Raw genomic sequence first — 23,023 nt, forward strand, 5'->3', positions numbered from 1 at the left:
TATCCACTTGTACACATGTTCGGTGCGAAATCTTGTGTCAATTTATGTTCTTGATACAAAATAAGCTATCAGCTTATGTCAAGCAGTTTATTTTATTTTTTATTTTTTTAAGCTTATACACACCATTTTAATATCACTTTTATTCGTGAAACAGGTTTAACCACGCTTTTATTTGCTTATACTAACGAAGTTTTAAAAAGTTTTACACAGCTGTTAACAATTATGTGGATAACTTTTATACCCACAATAAATCCCTTTTTTATAGGATATACACATTTTTATTAACAGGTTGTGGATAAGTATTAAACAACTAAATTATGCTTGACAAATTTTAAAACGTAGCTTGGTTATTATTTTCGGTTAAAAAACTTAAATGAGCGTTTGATTTACGAACAATATTGTGAAACACAATCATCGTGATGAATGATATTTATCGATCTTTTTTTAGATTAACTAACTTTTTTATTATTTTAACAACATTATTAAGGCGCTTTTTTATACAACTTAATAATTTCAAACAATACTTAATAAAACATGTTCCGTTGATATCCGAACGATTATTAATTAACACTAAATTTTTGATGTGATTGCCGAATATTAGCCTATCTTGCTGACTAACTGTAACTAGTCCACAAAAAAGCGTTGAACATTAGATTTGTTCAACGCTTTTTTGAATATTGATTTAATTTTGACTACTTGTGCTTGAGGAGCTACTCTTGGCTTCTTGATCTAAAGTAACCGTTGTTGTATGAGCAGTACCATCACGATAATATTTCACTTTTACCTGATCACCTAACTTATGAGCATAGATAATCGTATGAATTGCTGCGATACTATCAACTTTCTTACCGTCAACTTCAACAATTGTATCGTATTTCTTCAAACCGGCATTTTTAGCTGGTGAACCAGCATTAACAGAAGCAACTACCACACCACTTGTCACTGAAGATGGTAATTTCAATGTTTCTTTTTGGGCATCAGCAGTAACATTAGCTAAATCAACAATTGAAACGCCTAAAGCTGGACGAGAAACTTTACCGTTTGCCACTAATTGATTCGTAATTGAAACAACTTCATTACTTGGAATAGCAAAGCCCATTCCCTCAACTGAAGTCCCATCTGAGCTTGATGCTAATTTACTAGAATTAATCCCAATAACTTGACCAGAACTATTAACAAGTGGACCCCCAGAGTTGCCTGGGTTAATAGCAGCATCAGTCTGGATAACCGTTGCCTGTCCTGTTACCTGATTTGAATCCTCATCGGTAACATCAATAGTCCGTGATTTCGCAGAAACAATCCCCTGAGTAACTGATGTTGCATAATCACTACCTAAAGGTGAACCAATTGCAATCACTGGTTCGCCAGTTGTAATCGTTGAAGAGTTACCAAACGTAGCAACAGCGGTTACTTTATCAGAACTAATAGATAAAACAGCTAAGTCAGTTGTTGCATCTGTACCGACAATTTTGGCTGTTAATTTCGTCCCATCAGCTAAAATGACTTCAATTTGATCAGAGCCAGAAACAACGTGATTATTGGTCACAATATAGGCCTTGCCATCCGCCTTTTTATAAATCACACCAGAACCTTCACTGACTGTTTCTAATTCTGAACTATCGCTTGAAGAATTATTACTTTCAGCACTGTTACCGAATAAACTAGCAAAAGGATCTTCTGAATTTTGACTTTCTTTTTGCTGATTAATAACCGAAACAACCGCACCTTCAACTTTATTAAAGGCCTTGGTCATGGCGCTACTGGTCTTAACTGAGACATTACTAACCTTAGCAGTACCTGCAGTACTTGAAGTTGTAGCATTATCAGAAGAATTTGCTTGATTTTTACCAACCATTTCAAAGCCGGCAAAGGCAATCCCGCCGCCGATTAAAGCAGAAACAACTGCGACAATCGCAATTTGCCATAAAGAGGCACCTTTCTTATCGCGATGCTTATTACCGTTATTTTGATTAGGATCAATATTGTTTGGGTTGACATTGTGTTGTTCATCCATTCCTGATACATCTCCTTTACAATCATGATATAAACTTATCCATTCGTTAACCTTATCATACTGGGCAAATATGAAAAAACTATGAACTAACTTTTGCTAAACCGTAAACTAATCATGTTATTTTTCGTAACTTAAAAATAACATGATTAGCAATACTTTTAAACAAAACAGATTAGTTCATAGTTAAATGATAAATCAAATCATAAATAGTAGCCTCAAAAAAGCCTATTAAATTTTAATCAATGGATCAGCAATTGCCGGATCAGTATCGATAATCTTAAAATCATGACCCACACCATAATCATGATTACGTAAAGTTTCCGTGACTGTTGCATGAGCCAAATCTTTAAAGTTGTTTTCTTGACTCAAATGCCCAAGAAAGACGTGTTTAGTTCTTTGACCTAAGACTTCCATTAACGTTTCTGCCCCGTCATCATTAGATAAATGACCGCGATCACTAAGAATTCTTTGCTTAAGTGACCAAGGATACAGACCATTACGTAACATATTTAAATCATGGTTACATTCCATTAAGTAACCATCTGCATCTTTAATAGTACCTGCAACTCGATCAGAAACATAACCTGTATCAGTTAGAATCGCAAATGCTTTATCTTCATGATGAAATTGGTAAAATTGTGGTTCAGCGGCATCATGAGAAACGCCAAAGCTTTCAATATCAAGATCACCTAACGTCATTATTGTTCCCATTTTAAAGATATGTTGTTGTTCTAAAGCCACCTTACCAATTTTAGGTGCCATGGCTTGCCAGGTCCCCTCGTTGGCATATACATCTAGGTGATAACGCCGCGCTAAAACGCCGACACCATGAATATGGTCAGAATGCTCATGCGTAACAAATAACGCATCCACATCATTTAAATCTCGATTAATACTACTCATTAATTCGGCTAGTTTTTTACCAGATAAGCCAGCATCCACTAACACTTTTTGCTTTGGTGTTTCGATATAAGTTGCGTTGCCAGAGCTACTGCTGGCTAAAACACTAACAAACATTCCCTGACTTTGTTCCAAAGTCATCTTATAAAGCTCCCCTTCACTGAAAAAGTAAACCATTGATAGCTTAGCACGAACTAACTAAAGATGCGATTGCTAAGTTTTAAAACTAAAAAATTAAGGCTAAGCTGCAACTTAGCCTTAATTTACTTATGTTGCCTAAATACAAATTAATTTGTTGCTGGTGTAGTTGCCGCAACATTGGTCTGGGTTGAATTAAGTAGCGAACTACTATCAACACTAGCCGATGTTATGCTAGTTTCAGAAGAATTGGTGTCTGTTGATGTAGAAGTTGATCTTGATGATGATGAACTGCCAGTACTTTGATTTTTAATGATCGTACTATTTAACGCATTCACCTTTTTAAGTGATTCATTCTTGGTGCCCTTATGTTGAACCATAACATTCCAAACCGGCACAAAAATAACACTACCTCGAACACTAATCAATTCAGAATAGCCTAGTTTACACCAAACAATTTTTGAATTTTCTGGAATTTCACTGGATATATAAAGTAATTGAACAGCATCGTTAGCACTAATGGTTGCTTGTTTTTCTCTTAAGACAGTTAAGTCACCAACATACGTTTGGGTATAACTGATCACTTCATCGTCATCTAGCTTGAAGATTAATTCTCCTTGAGCATCAATAATTGAGCCATACTTCGTTTTTTGAACAAAAACCATACTATCGCTAGAAGATAACCCTGCAGAGTACTCATATTGATCACCAAAAATAATATTTTGACCGGTCTTAAGATATTTTTCGAGATCTGCAACAGCCTTTTTCTTCGATAACAGAATCTGAATGCCGAATTCACTTCGTAAAGTATGCGTTGTCCGATTGTAAGCATAGGTTTGATTACTGAGTTCATCAAGATGTGAACCCAACGGATCTGTTACTTGGCTTGAAAGATAATAGCCTTCACCTTGTTTAGTAGAAAGTGAACCGACAGTGATGTTATCATCACGCATATCCCGCAAAATCGTGCTGCTGGTTGCAGTGACTTGGTCATCAGAAAAAACAATTTTGCTATTATTTTGCATATACGAAAAGCCTAAGAAAATGTCTAAGCCAATAAAAACGATTAAAAAAATCCATTCAATGCGCCGAAAATCCATCTAGTTCACCTCCTACTCAGTTTTATCTGCTAACCAATCTTGATAATCACGCCAACGATTATTGATTTTGACATAATATGTCGGTTTTAAATCAACAATATCTGTCTCATCTGTGTCAGGTACCCAACGATAGCCAATCGCAAAATCTTTAATTTGCTTTTCAGTATAACCAACATTAATCAGTTGATTAATCATATCTAGCGTTGCAGGTAAAACAACTTTGTCACTCTTTGAGGGCACAGGTACTTGCAATGTCCGACTAGAAAAGTTAATCGTACTACCCGTATGATTAAAGTTAACTTCAAAAGCACCAAAATCACTTTGTTGAAAAATAGGAAAACCTTCAACATAGCTTCGGTATGAGACCGTGTGATCATTTTCATCAGACCCAAAATACCGTACATCCGTTAAAGGATTATCAACATCATTAATCGCTGTAAAACCTTTTTCCAATAATGCTTTTAAAGACTCCGGCAAATCCGTCGTCGTATTATCAACAAACTTCAATTGATCGCGCCGATGATCAACGGTTAATTGACGGTTACGATAACTTCCACCGTAATAAATTGTCTTGCCACCAGATTCGCGCGTATCCACTGCGGAATTTGAACTATCACTTAATAACGCTGAAATATAAGTATTTTCATTACGCCGATTAATTAAGTAGCTATAAGGCGTTAGTGACACGGATTCATCATAAAAAGTTCGCAGTTTACCATTTAAATATTTTTGGCGAATTGTTGTTGAAAAATCAGCAGCCTTAATTAATTTAGCGATTTGACTAGACTTGGCGTTACTAACTTTACTTTGCCAAATCTGCTTAGTGGTGTCATTAATGAAATAAACAGTTTTTAACTTAGCATCCGTTGAAAAAATAATTCGCGTAAATTTCCGATCACGGGTCGCCTTTTGCAAAACAGATTGCGATTCAACCTTACCAAATAACTTTAACGAAATGAAATCGTGATAGCCTAATTGTAAAGTTTGAGGTGAGTTAATTAGATCAGCATAATTCTGATGACTATTACGTGCCAGTCCGAAATGCCACTCCTTCATTGTATCGCGCAGTTCCGTAGCCAAACTCACCTGATGATCATAGATTAAATGGTGCTGTTTGTTTTTGGTAACGTTAATGATCTGAGTGGGTAAATAAACTTGCTCAAAGTTACCTTGTTCTGACGTTGTTTCTTCTCGCTTGGTCGTTGTTTCCGTATCCGTTTTGCGTTCATAACGCTGATTATTCGTCCAAATCAAAAAAGAAAGTACCAAACTAATCACAACAGCAATAATTAACAGTAATCGTACGAAAAGATTATTTCTACGCATCCCACTCATCTCCTTCTTCATAAGGTTGATAAGGTAATGAAATATAGAAGGTTGAACCACGTCCTTCGGCACTATCAACCCAAATGCGGCCGTGATGCGCTTCAACGACTTCTTTAGAAATGGCTAAACCTAAGCCAGTACCACCTTGTTTACGTGAGCGAGCTTTATCAACACGATAAAAGCGATCAAACACTTTGGAAATATCTTTACGAGGAATACCTAAACCTTGGTCGCTAATGCTTAGCACTACGTTTTCTTGTGCTTCAATTAACCGCGCAGTGATGACACCGCCATCTGGTGAGTATTTAATAGCATTATTCATGATATTATCAATGACTTGCATCATTTTATCGGTATCAATTTCTACCCACAGGTCTTTTTTTTCAATTTCCCGTTTAATCGAATAACGCTTTTGCTGAGAATCTGGCTGTTCAGTCTTTAGCATCATGTCGAAACGATCAAGAATATAACTGAAGAATTCATTGAGATTAACGTACTCTAGATCCATTTTGGCTGTACCTTGATCCATTCTTGATAAAGCCAACAATTCATTAATCATCCGAATCATTCGATCCGTTTCTTCTTGCGTGACGTTTAAAAACTGCGGTGCTAATTTTTCGTCTTTCCAAGCACCGTCACTTAAGGCCTCAATATAACTACGAACACTTGTTAAAGGCGTTCTTAACTCGTGAGAAACATTAGAAACGAATTCGCGGCGTTCGCGCTCATTCTTCTCTTGTTCCGTTACATCATGCAATACGCAAACAATACCAGAGATAAAGCCAGTTTCACGTTGGATCAAAGAGAAATCAACTTTTAAAATCAAATTTTGATCATTTAATGGTAAAGGTTGGACCACTTTGTCTGCAGCACCTGTTGACCGCTTGCTAGGTTCGATCACCATATCACGTTTGTTCTCTAATAGATCCCGTAAAGAATATTCGTTTTCAATTCCTAACACATTTAAAATCGATTCACCAATGGTTTCATCAATTGTAATATTTAAGAAAGCTTGTGCAGCTTCATTAACGATCGTCACATTGCCCCGACGATCGGTCGCAATAACGCCGTCCGTCATATGACTCAAGACAGAATCCAATCGACGTCTTTCTGCATCTGAGACTTCTTGCGCTTCTTCAACACGGATCGATAAGTTATTAACCGCTAAAGCTAACTGTCCCAATTCATCATGGCCATAAACTCGAACTTGTCCGGAATAATCACCATCAGCAATCCGAATCGCTTGTTTTTTCATTTCATCAATCGGTTGAGTAATGGCGCGCGCAATAAAAATTGCAATGACCATTCCCAACAAACCGGCTACTAAAGAAGCCGTTAAAAAAATAACGGTGACTTGATTAATATTACGATAAACACTATCCATGCTAGCATGTACATAAATTGCCCCAACGACTTGATTGGCATCAGTACTTTGATTAGTCAACGGCGATATTGCCGTATAGTAGCTACCTTCAGAAGTTGAAGTGATTTCAGTTTTTTTGTGATTAGAATAAATGACGCTCTTAATATCCGAGCGCGGTGTCCGCTGACCAAGACTTGCTTGATCATTAGCATTACTTGTGCCGCGAACGATTCCTTTATTATCAACAACTAATACTTCTGAAATCGAAGAATTATCCACATCAGCAACGATATTTTTAATATTTCGATTAGCAGCTTCCGTATCTTCATCGGCTAATTCTGTTGCAAGTTGCGTTGTAATATAAGGTTGGACAGTTACTAAGTTCTCGAAGTTAGTAATATTTTGTTGTTCCAATTGTTTAACAAAATAAGCCCCAATAATTTCAATGGTGACTAATAGCAACAATACAAAAACAATTGCAATTTTAAAATGAATTGATTGAAATGGTTTAATTTTTCCGTTCATTCCACAAGTCACGCATAGTTTGCGCGCCTTCACTTCCTTACCTCTAATGAAAAAAGCTAAAACAATTAGCACGTGTCACCACGCTCTCGGCATGCTCAGTTAGAAGCCTTTAACTAGATTCCAACTGCTGAGCTTGCTTACCCCTAATTATTTTAGCTCTCTAATTATTATTCGTTATCTGGATTCTTTAAGAAGTAGCCCACACCACGTCGAGTAACAATCCATTTAGGATGACTAGGATCATCTTCGATTTTTTCACGTAAGCGTCGAATAGTAACATCTACTGTGCGCACATCACCGAAATAATCATAACCCCAAACCGTTTGCAGCAAATGTTCCCGTGTCATAACCTGGCCCAAATGCTTGGCCAAATAATGCAACAACTCAAACTCGCGATGCGTTAATTCAATTTTTTCACCACGTTTAGCTACGTCATAAGCATCTGGATAAATCGTTAAATCACCAATATCAATTTCATGATGCGCATTTTCATCCGCATCAGCAACTGCTGTCGCTTGCCGACGTAAATTAGCTTTGACCCGCGCTACTAATTCACGATTAGAGAAGGGCTTTGTGACATAATCATCGGCGCCCAATTCCAAACCAATCACCTTATCAATTTCAGAATCTTTAGCTGTTACCATAATAATTGGCATGTCGTGTGTCTTCCGCACTTCACGCGCAACTTCTAATCCATCTACTTTAGGTAACATTAAATCTAATAGAATTAAATCAGGATTTTCTTCTTCTACTTTCTTTAAGGCCTCTTCACCATCATAAGCTACAGAAACATCGTAGCCTTCTTTGGTTAAAGAAAACTTGACAATATCAGAAATAGGCTTCTCATCGTCAACAACTAAAATTTTCTTTGCCATCTATATGGTTCCTCCTTAGGAAACGCTACTCCTATTATACTAATTTTATGCCAAAAGCACAAAACTTCATTGCAACGTCCCACTTTTGACACATGAAAATTTTCAAAATTAAAAATTAGATGATTACTAAAAATACTTTTACGACAAAAAGGTAGTCACAAAAAAACGGTATAATTACCGTTAAAACGCATGTTTTCATGCCCTCTACAGATAATTACCCGTTTTTTCAAAATTTTCATTTTCTAAATTGACTATTCTTGATCGTAAGCTTCTTGGAATAACTGAATTAACTCTTCTTTGGTTCCCTTGCGTGGATTTGAGAAAGCATTTCCATCTTTCAAAGCATTTTCGGCCATCAATGGGAAATCTTCTGGTTTAGCACCGATATCTTTGATGCTGCGTGGAATACCAACATCATCTGCCATTTGGCGCATCGCTTTAATGGCTAATTCAGCGGCATCACGAGTAGAAAGACCTTCCGTATTTTCGCCCATAATCTCAGCTAATTCAGCAAAACGTTCTGGTGCAGCAATGATATTGTATTTCTCGACAATTGGTAATAATAAAGCACAGCAAACACCATGAGGTGCATCATATTGACCACCTAATTGGTGAGCCATTGCATGAACATAACCTAAATCAGCGTTATTAAAGGCCATACCAGCTAACATTTCTGCTTCAACCATCTTAGTCCGCGCTTCAACATTATGACCGTTAGCAACGGCTTCACGTAAACTACCCTCAATTAACTTAATGGCTTGAATACACATACCATCCGTTAACTCGTTACGGTTAGTTGACACATATGGTTCAATCGCTTGAACAAAAGCATCCATACCCGTTGCTGCCGTTAATTTAGCAGGAACATCAAGCATTAGTAGCGGATCATTAAATGATACTAGTGGGATATTGCGCCACGAAACAACCACAAACTTCAAATGGGTTTCTTGGTTCGTAATTACACAGTGACGTGTTAATTCTGAACCAGTACCGGCTGTTGTATTAACTGCCATTAATGGTGGTAGTGGATTTTTCAAAGTTTCAATTCCGGCAAGTTGTGTGATATCCTCGCCGTTGGTTAAGATAATTCCCGTTCCTTTACCTGTATCATGAGCAGAACCACCACCAACAGTAATGATACTGTCGCAATTTTCAGCTAAATATAACTCTTTAGCTGTCTGAATATTATGAATTTTAGGGTTAGGTTCAACACCATCATAGATTGTATAAGTAACGCCAGCTTTATCTAAAGATGCTAAGGTTTGAGCAACTGGGCCATCTACAACACCTTCTAGAAATTTATCCGTCACAATTAAAGGATGATTCATATTTAACATTTTGGCACGTTCACCAATCTTTTCAATGACACCAGGGCCAAAGAAGTTAACACTTGGTGATAAGAAATCAAAATTTGTCTTCATATTTTTTCCTCACTAGCTTTATAGGATAACTCGATTATAAGTCAACGTTAATAAAAGCAACATTGACAACCCTTACATTTTGTCAAAATTTTAGACAACTCTGCCAAAAAAATATGAAATTTCAATTTTTTTACGATGAAGGGTTGCGGGTCCGCGTTTCCTGTGATAATATATTTAAGTCGTCAAGTTCATATGGGTGGTTAGCTCAGCTGGCAGAGCAACGGACTCTTAATCCGTGGGTCCAGGGTTCGATCCCCTGACCACCCATCAAATGACATTAACCAGTAATCATGCAGCGTTAAATCGCCGTGGTTGCTGGTTTTTTTGTTGCCTTAAATATCAAAAAAGAACATGAACTTCCTTTCTCATTTCATTGAGAATGTGGAAGCTCATGTTCTTTTTAATTACTTTTTATCATAGCCCTTAACTATGCTGCATGTTTTGTGGTTGCTTGACGTTTGGCACTTCCCATTAAGAAGATTAGCCAGAATATTAATAACGCAATCCCTAAGAATAATAACATCAGAACAGCATTAACATTAATCGCAATACCACCAGTAATTGTCTGTCTCAGTGCTAAGTTCGTGTAGTGAACCGGTGAGAATAATCCCAAGAAACTACTAATTGAATTAATTGTTTCTGCAGGGTAAATATCATTAGCAAAGAAGACAGAAACTCCGAGAATACCACTGGCAAGTAAGAATGCCCAATAACGCATATATTTGAACAATACTGTTTCAATTAATGCCGTGACAACTGAAAGTGTTATTCCTAATGTAACGAATTGAATTGGATGGTCAATTTGCTTCAAGATTAAAATAATGACGCCGGTTGTAACCGCACCTTGTAATATTGCTAAACCAACCGTTTGATAAATTGAACGAGTAGTCTTTAAGCCAGTTAAGTGTGCCATTGCCATTACAATAGCCGTGACACCTAATAATGTTAAGAGTGAAATAGCAAATGGTGCCATTGCAAAACCAAAGTTTGGTACATAGTTTGGTTCATCATGACTAATCTTAGTTGGTGTCGCAAACATTTGAGCCATTTTACTATTCAATGGTGTGGCAGCAACTTGATCGGCACCACCTTGTAATGATGTTGCTAATGTTTGATCGCCATCTTTCAACTGACTAACACCGTTATTTAAGGCAGCTGAATTAGCATCTAACTTAGTTGCACCAGCCGTTAATTGATCGGCACCACTAATAAGTGCACCGGTTGAGCTATTTAATGTATTGAGGCCACTGCTTAATTGATTGCCACCAGTAGCTAATTGGCTAACACCTGATTTTAATGCTGGTGTACTTGCTTGTAGTGTTTGCAACCCTGTGTTTAGTTGGCCTGAACCATTTGCCAATTGGCTAACACCACTCACTAAGGTTGGCACTTGACCATTTAAACTTTGCATGCCAACTTTTTCTTGTTGAGCGCCTAAGTTCAACATACCAATAGCATTCGTTAAAATCGGCACTTGTTGATTAAGTTGACCTAAACCTGAACTTAGTTGGGAAGTACCACTATTTAATGCACTGGAATTAGCGTTAAGTTGTTGCGAACCTGCAGCTAATTGCTGAACACCACTCACTAAAGTTGGAACTTGTTGGTTAAGCTGAGTTAATCCTGAAGCTAATTGACTTTGGCCGTTAATTAATGTGTTATTATTTGCTCTTAATTGTGCTGAACCATCTGACAATTGAGTAACACCACTAACCAACGCAGGTATATTGCCATTTAACTGACCTAAACCTGTATTAACTTTTGTTTCACCATCAATGAGAGTGTCTGTATTAGCACTTAATTGGGCTGTACCAGCAGCTAATTCATTAATACCTGCAGCCAATTTTGGCGCTTTTTCAGCTAATGAACTTGAGCCAGTGACTAATTGAGCCAAGCCGTCCGTTAATGAAGTACCACCATTAGCGCCAGTCAATTCACCCATTTGGGTTTTTAATTTACTTAAAATAATAGTCAAGAACAGTTTGCTAGTTGATAACTTAGTATTTGCTGTCTTCAAATCTGCGGTCAAATCGCTATTTGAAATTGCTTGTACTTGTTGCTTAGCAGTTGCAAGTTCAGCTTGCAAGTTAGCAACCGTCGTTGCAGAAATTGAGTTAGCTGTTGGCGCTGGTTGATTACTTAACTCAGCCAGTTTAGCCAAATCTGCCTTAACAGCTGCGTTATTAGCGCCGCTGGTTGTTGTGTTCGTTATTTGACTACCACCAGCACCTTTTAATGCACTTTTCATAGCCGCAGTTTGTTCAGCTGTTAGTCCTTGTGCTTGACTAACTTGATCAATTTTAGCAGCAATTTCAGCATCTGTATCGCCGTTATTCACCGTTGCTGTTGAGTTATTAGTATTGGCAATATCTACTTGTAACTTGGCAACAGCTTCTTTTAGTTGTGTATTAGTTGTTGTCGAAGTATTAGTTGGTAAAGCTTTAACTGAAGCTGATAATTGATCCAATGACTTGTTTAACGCTGCAGTACTTGTTGATGTTGCAGCATGTGTTTGTGCGTCTTTAACTGCTTGTGCAGCAGCTACCACGTTATCATTAACAGTATTAAGCGCTGTGTTCATTTGAGTCATGCTACTTGGCAAACTACTTAAACTCTCTTGTAATTGCTTGATACCGTCATTTAATGACGCCGTGCCACCAACTAGATCGTCTTCTTTAACCCCATCGGCTAAAGTAGTTGCCCCTGCATTTAGTTTGCTAACACCGGCTGTATATTGTTGCCAACCTGGCAATAACTGATTTGAGCCATTAACTAACTGGCTTACACCGTCTGCTAAAGTTCCTTTTTGACCATTTAACTTTTGCAAACCATCATCTAACTGCGTAACGCCGCTTGTATATTGACGCCAACCTGGTAATAGTTGATCCGAGCCACTTTGCAACTGGCTCACACCATTAGCTAAAGCCCCAGTTTTGGAATTTAACGTTTGTAATCCCGTGTTAACTTGATAAACACCATTAGTGTACGTAACCGTCCCTGTAACTAATGCTTTAGCCCCATTAGTTAATTTAACGACGCCTAAGGCAAGTTCTCCTTTTTTACTATCTAACTGACTTAGACCATCGCTAATTTGAACAGAGCCATCTGTTAATTTACCAACACCATCTTTTAAAGTACCGGTTTTACTATTTAAAGTTTGTAACCCATTATTCAATTGGTTAGAACCATCTGCTAATTGATTAACACCATTTACCAATGTCGTACTTTTATCATTTAATTGATTTAAACCAGCGCTTAATTGTTGCCCACCAATTGCTAACTTTTTAACACCATCTGGCAGTGGTTGAACGCTTGTATCCAATTGAACCATACCGTTTTTCAGCGTTTTAACACCAGTTGTATATTGTTTCATACCAGACTGAAGTGTTACAGTTCCATCTTTAAGTTGTGTGGCACCATCAGCGGCCTTTTGAAAACCAGCCCCACTAGTTTTAATTTGTGAAAAGAGTGCTAATGCGTAACTCTTCGTTACAGCTGAACGCACTTGTGTGTTGACTTGATCAACTGCCACACTACTCATAACGCCGGCAATATAATTCATTGAGTCATTTGTTTTATAAGTCAGATTCATTTTTTTAGGACTTTTAGCAGTGACAGTTGTTGCATTCTTAGAAAAGTTTTCTGGAATTTCAACAACGGCGTAATACTTATTCTCTTTTAATCCTTCTTGAGCCTTTTGTGCACTAACAAAATGCCATTGCATACCATGATTCTTTTTTAATTGTGCGATCATTTGTTGTCCGACCGCCATCTTTTTGCCTTGATATTTAACCGCCTGATCACGATTAACAACCGCAATTGGCAATTTACTTGTGTGACCAAATGGATTCCACACAGACTGTAAAAATAATAGGACTGCTACAACCGGCAAAGTTACACCTAAAATTATTGCAGCAATTTTAACGCCTCGACTTTTAAAAATAATAAACACGTCCTTCCCCCGATCTTAAATCTGTCGAATGAAATTTTATTTTTTAAATTCCGTACATTCAACGAGCTGCGATTTAAGACATGTTTAGAATTATAGTCAGCTTTTTTTAAAGGTCAAGACAATTAATTAAGATAACTAAAATTATTAATTAGATAATTTTTATGTCATGAAAGCAAAACGCTAAAAATAATAAAATGTATTATTTTTTGAATATTAAACGCAGATATAGCGCTTGTTTAATGCTATTTTTAAACAATTAAACTTTATAGAACAATACCTAGAAAACCTCCATTTTTAAACTTTTTTATCTAGAAATACATCAAAAACTACTTACTATGTCATCTTATTTCATCTAGTATTGAAAACCTGATAACTGCTGTCTGTTTATTATATCGATTGTTTTACTTTATCTTTTGTTCTAACAATAACTAATGTTTTTTCTAAGATAGTTCGTTTTTTATTTTAAGATTGGTTTTTAGAATAATTTATAACAAAAAAGACCTGGTTAAAAGAAATAACCAGGTCTTTTTGTTAATTAAATTTGTGAATAGCGAATTAATTCAATCTCGTGTTCTAGTAACCATTGTTTCATTTTAGGATCAGTTAGCATAGCCACTTCATGTGTACGCGGTACAGTCAAACTAGAGTGCGTTAGAATGTACCAATCTAAATAACCCGGATGATTAACCATCATAGCATAGCCATCATCATATTCAGCTGACGCAGCCTTTTTTAGCGTCTGATACGGGTCGTAATTATCACCCATACTCTCCATATACATGTACAATTTCTTACCGTGTAAGGTAATCGGCTGGTCGTCCCATAAGAACTTTAAAAAGTTTAATTGATGACGATCTGCAACAATTTGTAGCCCTTTAATTAAGTTATCACTGACAACAGCATGACTTTCAAAATAATCTGGTTTACGGCCGACAATCTCAACAAAACGTTGATATTGTGCTTCGATTTCAAGGACAACTTCGTCTAAATTAACGAAATCATTTTTAGCAGTTCGATAGACTTTGGACGCTTTAAATTCACCATTTTCTGCAGTAATACTAGGAATTTTAGTTGCATCCGTTAACGGGCGACCCTGGCAAATTACAACGTGTAACCCTAGGTCGATATCCGCATCTTTAATCAAGTCATAGCCAGCTTGTGAGGTGGGCATATTAACCATAAAGCCAACATTGTTAATTAAACCTTCATGAACTGTCTTGGCAATCCCTAAGTTAACAGCCTCTGAATAACCCAAATCATCTGCACGAACAATCATTTTTTTAGTCATAAACTTAGGCCTCCACTAATTTGAAATCAGCTGCATCAACAGCTGTATCTTTTTTAGTGACACCAATTAAATAAGTTGCTACCGCCGCACCGACAAACGCGATCACACCAGATAAAATTCCGTTAACCAGATTCATGGTTGAACCACCAACATAACCAGTTAAAGCTAAGAAATTAGCTACTGGTACTAATACATAAGCTGTTACGTGAGTTAAACCAGCATATAAACCACCTAAGAAACCGCCAATCATCATTCCGATAAATGGTCGCTTGTAACGAATCGCAATCCCATAGAGCCCCGGCTCAGTAACGCCACCAATTAGCCCAGCTAGTAAATAGCCCCATGCTAATGCTTTTTCATCTTTATCCTTTAAGCGTAGCGCTGCGCCAAGACACATACCAGCAACAGCGAAACTAGCCGCAATGGCGCCTAGATCAACAAAGTTTTCGTGGCCTGCTTGAGCGAAAATCGTAATCATTGTAGCAATCATAATTAAATGCATACCGGTCATAACCAAAATTTCCCAAAGTGCACCAATTAAAGCAACACCGAGAATTGCCCAAATACCGCCCATTTTACCAAAGGCCAAAATACCGTCAGAAATATATTTACCGAAAAATGAACCAGCAGGTCCAAGAATCGTTAAGGTCAATGGCAACATCACGGCAATTGTCAATGTTGGCACAAAAATAGTACTTAAAGCACTAGGAATAATCTTCTTGAAGAATGGTTCCACATAACTCATAATCCAAACAGCTAATAAAATTGGCACAACAGTACTGCCATAATCAACTAGCGTCATGGGAATACCATAGACTGAAAATGCCTTACCAGCCTTAACAATATTAACTAGATTAGGATCTAATAGAATAGCACCTAAAAACATTGAAACCACTGGATTGGTCTTAAATTGTTTAGAAGCTGTGTAGCCAATAAAAATCGGGAAGAAATAAAAACCAGCATTACCAACAAGTTCTAAAAGCTTATAAGTATCACTTGACGCTGCAAAAACATTTAACATTGTTGGGCCTAAAATTGCTGCAAACATTTTAAACATGGAAGCCGCAATTAAAACTGGAATTAATGGTGTTAAACTACCGGCAATTTTATTTAAAATTGTTGAACCTAATTTCTTCCAGCTAAAAGGTTCTTTTTCCTTTACTAATTCTGGATCTAAATCTTCGTCAACAGCTGCGTTTTTCGCCAAACCACCAGCTGCCGTTAAAGCGTCATAAACGTTGGCTACTGTTTGACCAATAATAACTTGATACTGACCACCAGCACGATTAACGCCAATAACACCCTTAATATTGGCTACTTTTTTATCGTTAGGGATACTTTCATCTTTTAAGTTAAAGCGTAAACGAGTCATACAATGAACGACATTAGAAATATTGGCTGTACCACCAACCTCAGCTAATATTTCTTTAGCAGTTGCTGTATATTGTTCTTCTTTTGTCATTAGGCTCACTCCTTTTTACGTCCAGTTTCCTGGTTAACAATTCGTTTGACATAAATCATTAAGTAAAAAATCTCATCTTGAGTACTTTTAGTTTTTAAAATATCATCGATATAATTGGCAATTCGTTTAGCCCCAATATAAATTTGGGGTTCTTCATCTTTCATAGTGTTAAACAGAACTTCATTATCATTTTCGGTAATTTGTTCTTGTTCTTGCACCCGCTTAATATAGTAACGAACATGCATCGTAAAACGGTTATACGTAAACGACTTGCGATTAATGACAATATCAAATTGTTGCTCAATAATCTTAGTTGCTTGTTCAATTAAATCATCACTATTTAAAGTTGCTGTGTCTGCCGAACTTATTTCCGGCGATTGCGAATTAACTAAGTGCATCGCAATTGCCGTCACCTCAGAAGTTGGCAAATTAATTTTTAGTTGTTTGTTAATCATCTTGACCGCATCATAGCCAACTTTAGTTTCAGCGGGGTAAAGTTGTTCAACATCGTAAGAAAAAGGAAGTTGTAACCCGTCATAATCATTCAACCGAGTAATTGCAAAATGAATATGATCAGCCAAGGTAAAGACTAAATTAGGATTAAGCGCATGAGGGATTAATTGTTGTGCTTCATTAACAATCGTGGCACTGATTTCAAAAATTTCAGCGGGAATTTCTTTTAATAATTGGTAATAATGAAAGTTTAGTTTATAAAAAGTCATGGAAATTTTACTCAGATCAGTGAGTTCATACGGCATTTTAGGAAAGCCAATTCCTTTACCAAAAGCAACTAATTCGTCGCCATTGTTATCTAGACAAACTGCCACATTATTGTTAATTTTTTTAACGACTTTCACAATTGCTCCCCCTCTGCGCTATTATTAAGCTTGTTTCAAGATCGCTTGACCAGCCGTGACTTGGGTCATCGCCTTGCTACCAATATCGATCGATTCTTTATAACCATCGGTGAAAATCACCATTGTCGTCATATTTAACCCTGCATCTTGCATTACCTTTGGGTCAAACGCGACAATTGGTGTTCCCGCCGTTATCTTTTGATCTATTTTTACTTGCGGTGTAAAACCTGTGCCTTGTAATTTTACCGTATCTAAGCCAATATGCACCAATACTTGGATTCCCTGAATATCAGCAGCAATTCCAACCGCATGTTTGCTATCCGGTAAAGCGACAACAGTTCCTGTAATCGGCGCTACAACTTGGTGTGCATTTTCCTCAGGAATAACGGCGAACCCGTCACCCATCATTTTTGTTGAAAAAACTTGATCAGGAACTTTGTCCAAAGGTATACATTCACCATTAATTGGTGCTACAACCTCAAATTTCGTTGTTTTCTTCTTTTTAAGACCAAACATTACTAGATGCTCCCCTCCATTATGAATGAATAACTAACGTTTTATTTAAGACAATAAAAAGGCCCTTCAGAGCATACACCCCTCCCCTTAATTAGGAAAAAAGGTAATGCCCCAAAGAGCCTTGGGTAACAATCCTTAGTTTAGTAATTTAAATCGCTTACACCATCATTCTAACATATCTTGCTAAATTGGCAAGCTTTTCTATAATACACAAAATAATCAATGTTTTAAATAACTTAAATTTGATTTTTAACCCAGGTTGCAAACAGATCTGGCCAAACTTGAACCTCTGGTTGAACATTAGCCGGATTATCCTTCTTTTGAGATTCTTCACTGCCTAAGCTCAAACCATGACTGCCGGTTGGAAAGATGTGTAGTTCGAAGTCAACGTTGTGACGGCGCAAAGCTTCGGCAAACAACAAAGTGTTTTCCATTGGTACGGCTTGATCGGTGAAAGTCGTCCACATGAATGCCTTAGGTGTCTTTTCATCAACATGATCTTCTAGTGATTGAAAAGCACGCTTCTTTTCATCCTTGAAATCATCGCCTAATAGGTTCACCATTGAACCACGATGAGCATATTTACCGGCTGTTAGAACAGAATAACCTAACAATAAGCCATTTGGTTTAATATCAGCGGCGTTATAACCGTACTCTTCAAATAATTCGCTATGCCAAAGCGTGCCCAAGCCAGCGGCAATATGACCACCAGCTGAAAAACCGGCGGCTACAATTTGATCTGGGTTAACATGCCATTCATTGGCATGTTGACGAATAATTTTAACAGCCTCAGCTAATTCTAAGAGTTGCGTTGGGAAACGTGCCGGAGCTAAACTATAATCTAAAACAAAAGCTTGAAAGCCACGTGCAAGCATTTGCACTGCAATTGGCTCACCCTCACGAGCTGAAACAACATTAAAGCCGCCGCCAGGACAGATAACAATCGCTGGACGAGTTCTATTTTCATCTATTTCAGGTGAATTATCAATAATATAACCAGTTACTGTAGCCCTTTTAGACAAAGGTGTTTCTAAATTTTTTTGAATAATTTGCACAATAATCACTCTCCTAATCTCATCTATATCATACCATGCAAGACAGAAGTCAGCTTATAAAAACACAATTTGTTATAATAGAAGTAAATTGGTCAAAAGGAGGTACTAATGGTATATATCGGTCAAATCGCCATCATTTTAGTTGCAACACTAGTTGCTAGTTTTATCAGCAATCGAATTGGGATTCCAGCAGTACTCGGTGAATTAATCGTTGGCATTTTAATTGGCCCCGCCTTACTTAGTTGGATCAGTCCAACCAACTTCATTAAACAAATGGCCGAAATCGGTGTTATTTTACTAATGTTTGCCGCTGGTTGCGAGAGTGATTTAGATTTATTACGTAAATATTTTAAACCCAGTATGCTGGCTGCCTTTTGTGGTATGGTATTACCAATTATTTTAATTGCGCCATTGGGCATTTACTTTGGCATGGTGCCACTGCACGCTATTTTTCTCGGTGTTGTATTTGCAGCGACTTCTGTCTCCATCTCTGTCGTGGTTATGAAAGAATTAAACTTCACTCAAAATCGCGAAGCCAGCACTATTTTAGGTGCTGCTGTAGTCGATGATATTTTAGCGGTCATCGTTTTAAGTATCATGATGTCTTTTGCCGGTCAGGGTCAAATTGATCTTGTTTCTTTAACCAAACAATTATTAATACAGGTTCTGTACTTCATCGGTCTCGTAATTGTGGTTAAGTGGATAACACCCATTATTTTTCGAGTGACGACAATGCTGCAAGTACAATATGCGACTGTAATTACAGCTTTGATTATTGCTTTCAGTCTTGCTTACTTAGCTGAAGTTGTCGGTTTAAGCGATGTTGTTGGTGCATTCTTTGCTGGTGTTGCTGTTGGTCAAACCGAATATCGTCATAAAATTAATCTTGCCATTGAAGGCATCGGCAATAGTATATTCATGCCATTATTTTTTGTGAATATTGGTCTAAGCATGACCTTTACTAACTTTTTAGGCCAACTCGGTTTTATTATTTCGCTCGTTATCGTTGCAGTCCTTACTAAAATTATCGGTTGCGGTGGCGCCGTTAAACTCTTAGGGTTTGATTGGACTAGTTCTTTCATCGTTGGTACCGGCATGGTCTCGCGTGGTGAAATGGCCCTTATCGTTGCCCAAATTGGTCTGACCAGCCATTTAATGTCCGCTACCCATTATTCCGCAGTAATTATGGCCATTATTATCACAACGTTGTTATCACCATTACTACTAAAAAAAGCAATCAGTCAAAAATGACGATTGCTTTTTTATTTAGTAAAAACTAAATACTATCATCCGTTAATTCTGGTGAACACTTACCTAGCTCAGTCTGGATCGTTAAATGACAAATACCAAATTCACGGCTTAACTCGTTGTTCATCTTAGCAATAAATTCGTTATTATAAGCTAACGTTGTTCTAACCACATGAACGGTCATTGCTACTTCAGTGGTACTCATTCCCCAAATATGCAAGTCGTGTACATCAGAGACAGTTTCATCTGCTAAAATAACTTTCTTAATCCTATCAATATCTAATCCTTCAGGAACGGCATTTAATGCTAAATTAATAGACTTGTGTAATAAATCCCACGTACTTATCAAAATTACAATTGCTATTAATAAACTGATAGCAGGATCAAGCCAAGTCCATTCAGTAAATAAACTAATAAACCCAGCAATGACAACACCTAAAGAAACGCCGGCGTCAGCCGCCATATGCAAAAAAGCACCGCGAATATTTAAATCACCTTTTTGATCTTTAGCAAAAAGAACTGCTGTTAGCCCATTAATCACAATACCAACGGCTGCAACAATAATCACTGTCCAGCTAGAAACAGGTTCTGGATTGGCAAAGCGCTGAATTGCTTCAACGGCGATTCCACCAATAGCAATTAATAAAATTACCGCATTTGCTAAGGCTGCTAAAATTGAAGAAGATTTATAGCCATAAGTACGTTGCTTGGTTGGTTGTTTTTGTGAAAGCCAAAGTGCTAACCAAGAAATTAATAAGCCTAAAACGTCGCTTAAATTATGCCCGGCATCAGCTAATAATGCTAAAGAACTAACAGAGAAGCCCGCAATTGCTTCGACAATAATAAAAGCTAAATTTAATCCGACACCAATTTTGAAAGCTTGAGTTTTATTACTGGCGTTAGTTGTCTGATGTTGATGCGCCATAATATAACCTCCATCACATATTTATATATGAACATTTATTCATATGTTATTGATAGCTATATTATGCCACCTTTTTCACTAAATGGCAATTACTTTTTAAGAGAACAATAAAAAAGCTCGCTGTAAAAAAATTACGGCGAGCTTTTATTTGTTACAACAATTGATCACAAGTTTTAATCAATCTGAATGTGATGATCGGCATTATTTGTTGGTTCGGCTTTTGGTAAAACAATCTTTAAAACACCTTGATCATATTTACCTGTAATTTTATCCGCTTCAATGTTAGGTAAACGATACTGACGAACAAATTGTCCATAACGCCGCTCGCTCATAATCGTATTACCTTCTTGATCACCATGATCGGCAAAGCTGTCTTTTTTACCACTAATTGTCAAAACATTTTGATCATAGCTTACTTTAATGTCATCCTTATTCATTCCCGGTAATTCAACATTAACTTGATAATCTTGGTCCGTTTCTTTAATATCTGTCTTCAATTCTTGGTTGGATTCACTCAAGCCATAAAATGTACGACCTAGATTGCTAAAGAAATGGTCATTAAATAGATCATCAAAACCTCCAAATAAATCATTACGACGATTCATCATTTCATTTGCCATAATTCTTTACTTCCTTTCTTTAACTTACAAATACATTGTAGTGCCGTTTTTTATGAAGTTCAAACATTTAGCACTCTAATCACAAGAGTGCTAATTTATCCCAGTAATTTATCATAGCGTTCACCGTCTCGCCAAACACCGCCATGCGCCTCTGCTGCGTTTGCTACCAAAATAAACGCTTCAGCATCGATATTCCGAATTGTTTTTAACATATGATGATAATCAGGGTTTTCTACAATGATCATTAACATTTCTCGTTCGTTGCCAGTATAACCACCGGTGACGTTAAAGATTGTTAAAGCCTTTCCCAAATAAGCAAGTTGCTGTTTTAATTCCTCTAAATCATGTTCACTCATTACGTAAATAACTTTTTTACGATCTAATCCTGTTTCAATAAAGTTCATCACAATTGTCGTTAATATTTGCGATAAAATTGCTAAAAACATTGTTTCAATACCTGCAACAAAAAGGTTCAATAAACAAATCATACCGTCAATCATTAACAAGGTCGTGGATGTTTTAATGCCAAAATATTTTTTAATAATCAATGGGGGTACTGTTGTACCGCCACTTGATGCATCTAATTGATAGAGAATAGAAATCCCCACTGCAAAAATGGCGCCACCAACAATTACCGTTAACAAGGGGTCCTCAATTAATTTAATTTGCGGTGTAATAGCTAAACAAATTGGTAATAAAACACTGCCTAGTGCAATACGCAACGTTGTCCCTTTGCCAAGAAAAATATAAGACAGGATAAGCATGACAATATTAATTAACATCACAACTACAGAGATATTTAATCCTAGTGTTGCTTCTAATAGGATGGCAATACCAGTTGCACCACCAGCAGCAATTTCATGAGGTGCATAAAACATATTAATGCTGACGGCCAATATCTCAATGCCAATAATTAATAACAAAAGATTAAGTAATTTTGATTCAGTTTGTCTAATTTTAGCCACAATGACGCTCCTTTATGTTTCAAAATTGTTAATTTATCTTATTGAAAAATAGACAGTCTATTCAATTAATTATGACAGAAACAAACTATCAATTGCTAACATTTTGCTTATGGTATGTATTAACAGAAAATTAATTTAATTCTTTTCATTGACATTTCACAAGCTAGACGTTATGATTACACCATAAAATTTAAAAGCCACAATGCAATAGAGGTCGCGAGAATCACGAAGCTTAGTGAGTGTCCAAACACATTGAACTAAGTCATTCAGGAGGATCGCCGAAGTAATATTATTTTTGGAGATAATATTATTGGGGCATAGATTAATAGTCTATGAACTGTCTTAACGATTTTTCGTTAAGGAGCGCTATGATTTTGGGATGAATCTATTTACATAAATTTATTCAGCAGAAAAATTATGGTAAAGACCTTTATTAATGCGAAAGCATCTAATAAAGGTCTTTTTTGTGGGCT

Annotated in this window: 17 protein-coding genes, 1 tRNA gene and 1 riboswitch; of the genes, 2 read left to right on the forward strand and 16 right to left on the reverse strand. The window is 36.9% G+C overall.

Features of this window, described 5'->3' with window-relative positions; translation table 11 throughout:
- Positions 1–682: 682 nt before the first annotated feature.
- The 7 genes from FC84_RS04660 to FC84_RS04690 all read right to left on the reverse strand — a co-directional run bounded on the left by FC84_RS04660 (position 683) and on the right by FC84_RS04690 (position 9,662).
- Positions 683–2,014: a S1C family serine protease gene (locus FC84_RS04660; RefSeq protein WP_083479537.1), complete on the reverse strand. Its 1,332-nt coding sequence runs from the start codon at positions 2,012–2,014 to the stop codon at positions 683–685.
- A gap of 228 nt (positions 2,015–2,242) precedes the next feature.
- Positions 2,243–3,055: an MBL fold metallo-hydrolase gene (locus tag FC84_RS04665; RefSeq protein ID WP_057756206.1), complete on the reverse strand. Its 813-nt coding sequence runs from the start codon at positions 3,053–3,055 to the stop codon at positions 2,243–2,245.
- A gap of 146 nt (positions 3,056–3,201) precedes the next feature.
- Positions 3,202–4,152 carry a two-component system regulatory protein YycI gene (locus tag FC84_RS04670; protein ID WP_057756209.1) on the reverse strand — a complete coding sequence of 317 codons (951 nt, stop codon included), beginning with the start codon at positions 4,150–4,152 and terminating at the stop codon, positions 3,202–3,204.
- Between the two features lie 12 nt (positions 4,153–4,164).
- Positions 4,165–5,478 (reverse strand): YycH family regulatory protein, encoded by a 1,314-nt coding sequence (locus tag FC84_RS04675; protein WP_057756212.1) that lies wholly within the window; start codon positions 5,476–5,478, stop codon positions 4,165–4,167.
- Positions 5,471–7,366, reverse strand: coding sequence for a cell wall metabolism sensor histidine kinase WalK (gene walK / locus FC84_RS04680; protein ID WP_057756215.1), 1,896 nt, complete (start codon positions 7,364–7,366; stop codon positions 5,471–5,473). The genes FC84_RS04675 and walK overlap by 8 nt, the downstream gene beginning before the upstream one ends.
- Positions 7,367–7,533: 167 nt before the next feature.
- The gene (gene yycF / locus FC84_RS04685) at positions 7,534–8,241 is read right to left on the reverse strand and encodes a response regulator YycF (RefSeq protein ID WP_057756218.1); all 708 of its coding nucleotides are present in this window, start codon (positions 8,239–8,241) and stop codon (positions 7,534–7,536) included.
- 251 nt (positions 8,242–8,492) lie between these two features.
- Positions 8,493–9,662, reverse strand: a complete 1,170-nt coding sequence (locus FC84_RS04690) for an iron-containing alcohol dehydrogenase (RefSeq protein ID WP_057756222.1) — start codon at positions 9,660–9,662, stop codon at positions 8,493–8,495.
- Positions 9,663–9,856: 194 nt separating this feature from the next.
- Here FC84_RS04690 and FC84_RS04695 point away from each other — a divergent pair.
- Positions 9,857–9,929: transfer RNA gene (locus tag FC84_RS04695), tRNA-Lys, on the forward strand.
- Positions 9,930–10,089: 160 nt separating this feature from the next.
- Here FC84_RS04695 and FC84_RS04700 read toward each other — a convergent pair.
- The 6 genes from FC84_RS04700 to FC84_RS04725 form a co-directional block, all read right to left on the reverse strand.
- Complete coding sequence (locus FC84_RS04700) at positions 10,090–13,614, reverse strand: YhgE/Pip family protein (RefSeq protein ID WP_057756225.1); 3,525 nt, start codon at positions 13,612–13,614, stop codon at positions 10,090–10,092.
- 535 nt (positions 13,615–14,149) lie between these two features.
- The gene (locus FC84_RS04705) at positions 14,150–14,902 is read right to left on the reverse strand and encodes a ChbG/HpnK family deacetylase (protein ID WP_057756228.1); all 753 of its coding nucleotides are present in this window, start codon (positions 14,900–14,902) and stop codon (positions 14,150–14,152) included.
- Positions 14,903–14,906: 4 nt separating this feature from the next.
- Entirely contained in the window at positions 14,907–16,364 is a 1,458-nt protein-coding gene (locus FC84_RS04710; RefSeq protein ID WP_057756231.1) for a PTS transporter subunit EIIC, read from the reverse strand.
- Positions 16,365–16,369: 5 nt separating this feature from the next.
- Entirely contained in the window at positions 16,370–17,221 is an 852-nt protein-coding gene (locus FC84_RS04715; RefSeq protein ID WP_057756234.1) for a PRD domain-containing protein, read from the reverse strand.
- A gap of 24 nt (positions 17,222–17,245) precedes the next feature.
- Positions 17,246–17,737, reverse strand: a complete 492-nt coding sequence (locus FC84_RS04720; RefSeq protein WP_057756236.1) for a PTS sugar transporter subunit IIA — start codon at positions 17,735–17,737, stop codon at positions 17,246–17,248.
- 236 nt (positions 17,738–17,973) lie between these two features.
- Entirely contained in the window at positions 17,974–18,792 is an 819-nt protein-coding gene (locus FC84_RS04725) for an alpha/beta hydrolase (protein ID WP_057756239.1), read from the reverse strand.
- Between the two features lie 108 nt (positions 18,793–18,900).
- Here FC84_RS04725 and FC84_RS04730 point away from each other — a divergent pair, with 108 nt between their 5' ends.
- Entirely contained in the window at positions 18,901–20,043 is a 1,143-nt protein-coding gene (locus FC84_RS04730; RefSeq protein ID WP_057756242.1) for a cation:proton antiporter, read from the forward strand.
- A 25-nt stretch (positions 20,044–20,068) separates the two neighbouring features.
- On the opposite strand, the gene FC84_RS04735 is transcribed toward FC84_RS04730, so the two are convergent.
- The 3 genes from FC84_RS04735 to FC84_RS04745 form a co-directional block, all read right to left on the reverse strand.
- Positions 20,069–20,965 (reverse strand): cation diffusion facilitator family transporter, encoded by an 897-nt coding sequence (locus tag FC84_RS04735; RefSeq protein ID WP_057756245.1) that lies wholly within the window; start codon positions 20,963–20,965, stop codon positions 20,069–20,071.
- 173 nt (positions 20,966–21,138) lie between these two features.
- A complete protein-coding gene (locus FC84_RS04740; protein WP_057756248.1) occupies positions 21,139–21,585 on the reverse strand; it encodes an Hsp20/alpha crystallin family protein in 447 nt (148 codons plus the stop codon).
- A 95-nt stretch (positions 21,586–21,680) separates the two neighbouring features.
- Positions 21,681–22,541 (reverse strand): YitT family protein, encoded by an 861-nt coding sequence (locus FC84_RS04745; RefSeq protein WP_057756666.1) that lies wholly within the window; start codon positions 22,539–22,541, stop codon positions 21,681–21,683.
- 209 nt (positions 22,542–22,750) lie between these two features.
- A riboswitch (Lysine riboswitch) is annotated at positions 22,751–22,927 on the forward strand.
- Positions 22,928–23,023 lie beyond the last annotated feature (96 nt).

This window comes from Lapidilactobacillus dextrinicus DSM 20335, from assembly GCF_001436095.1.
In the GTDB taxonomy this organism is placed as follows: Bacteria; Bacillota; Bacilli; order Lactobacillales; family Lactobacillaceae; genus Lapidilactobacillus; species Lapidilactobacillus dextrinicus.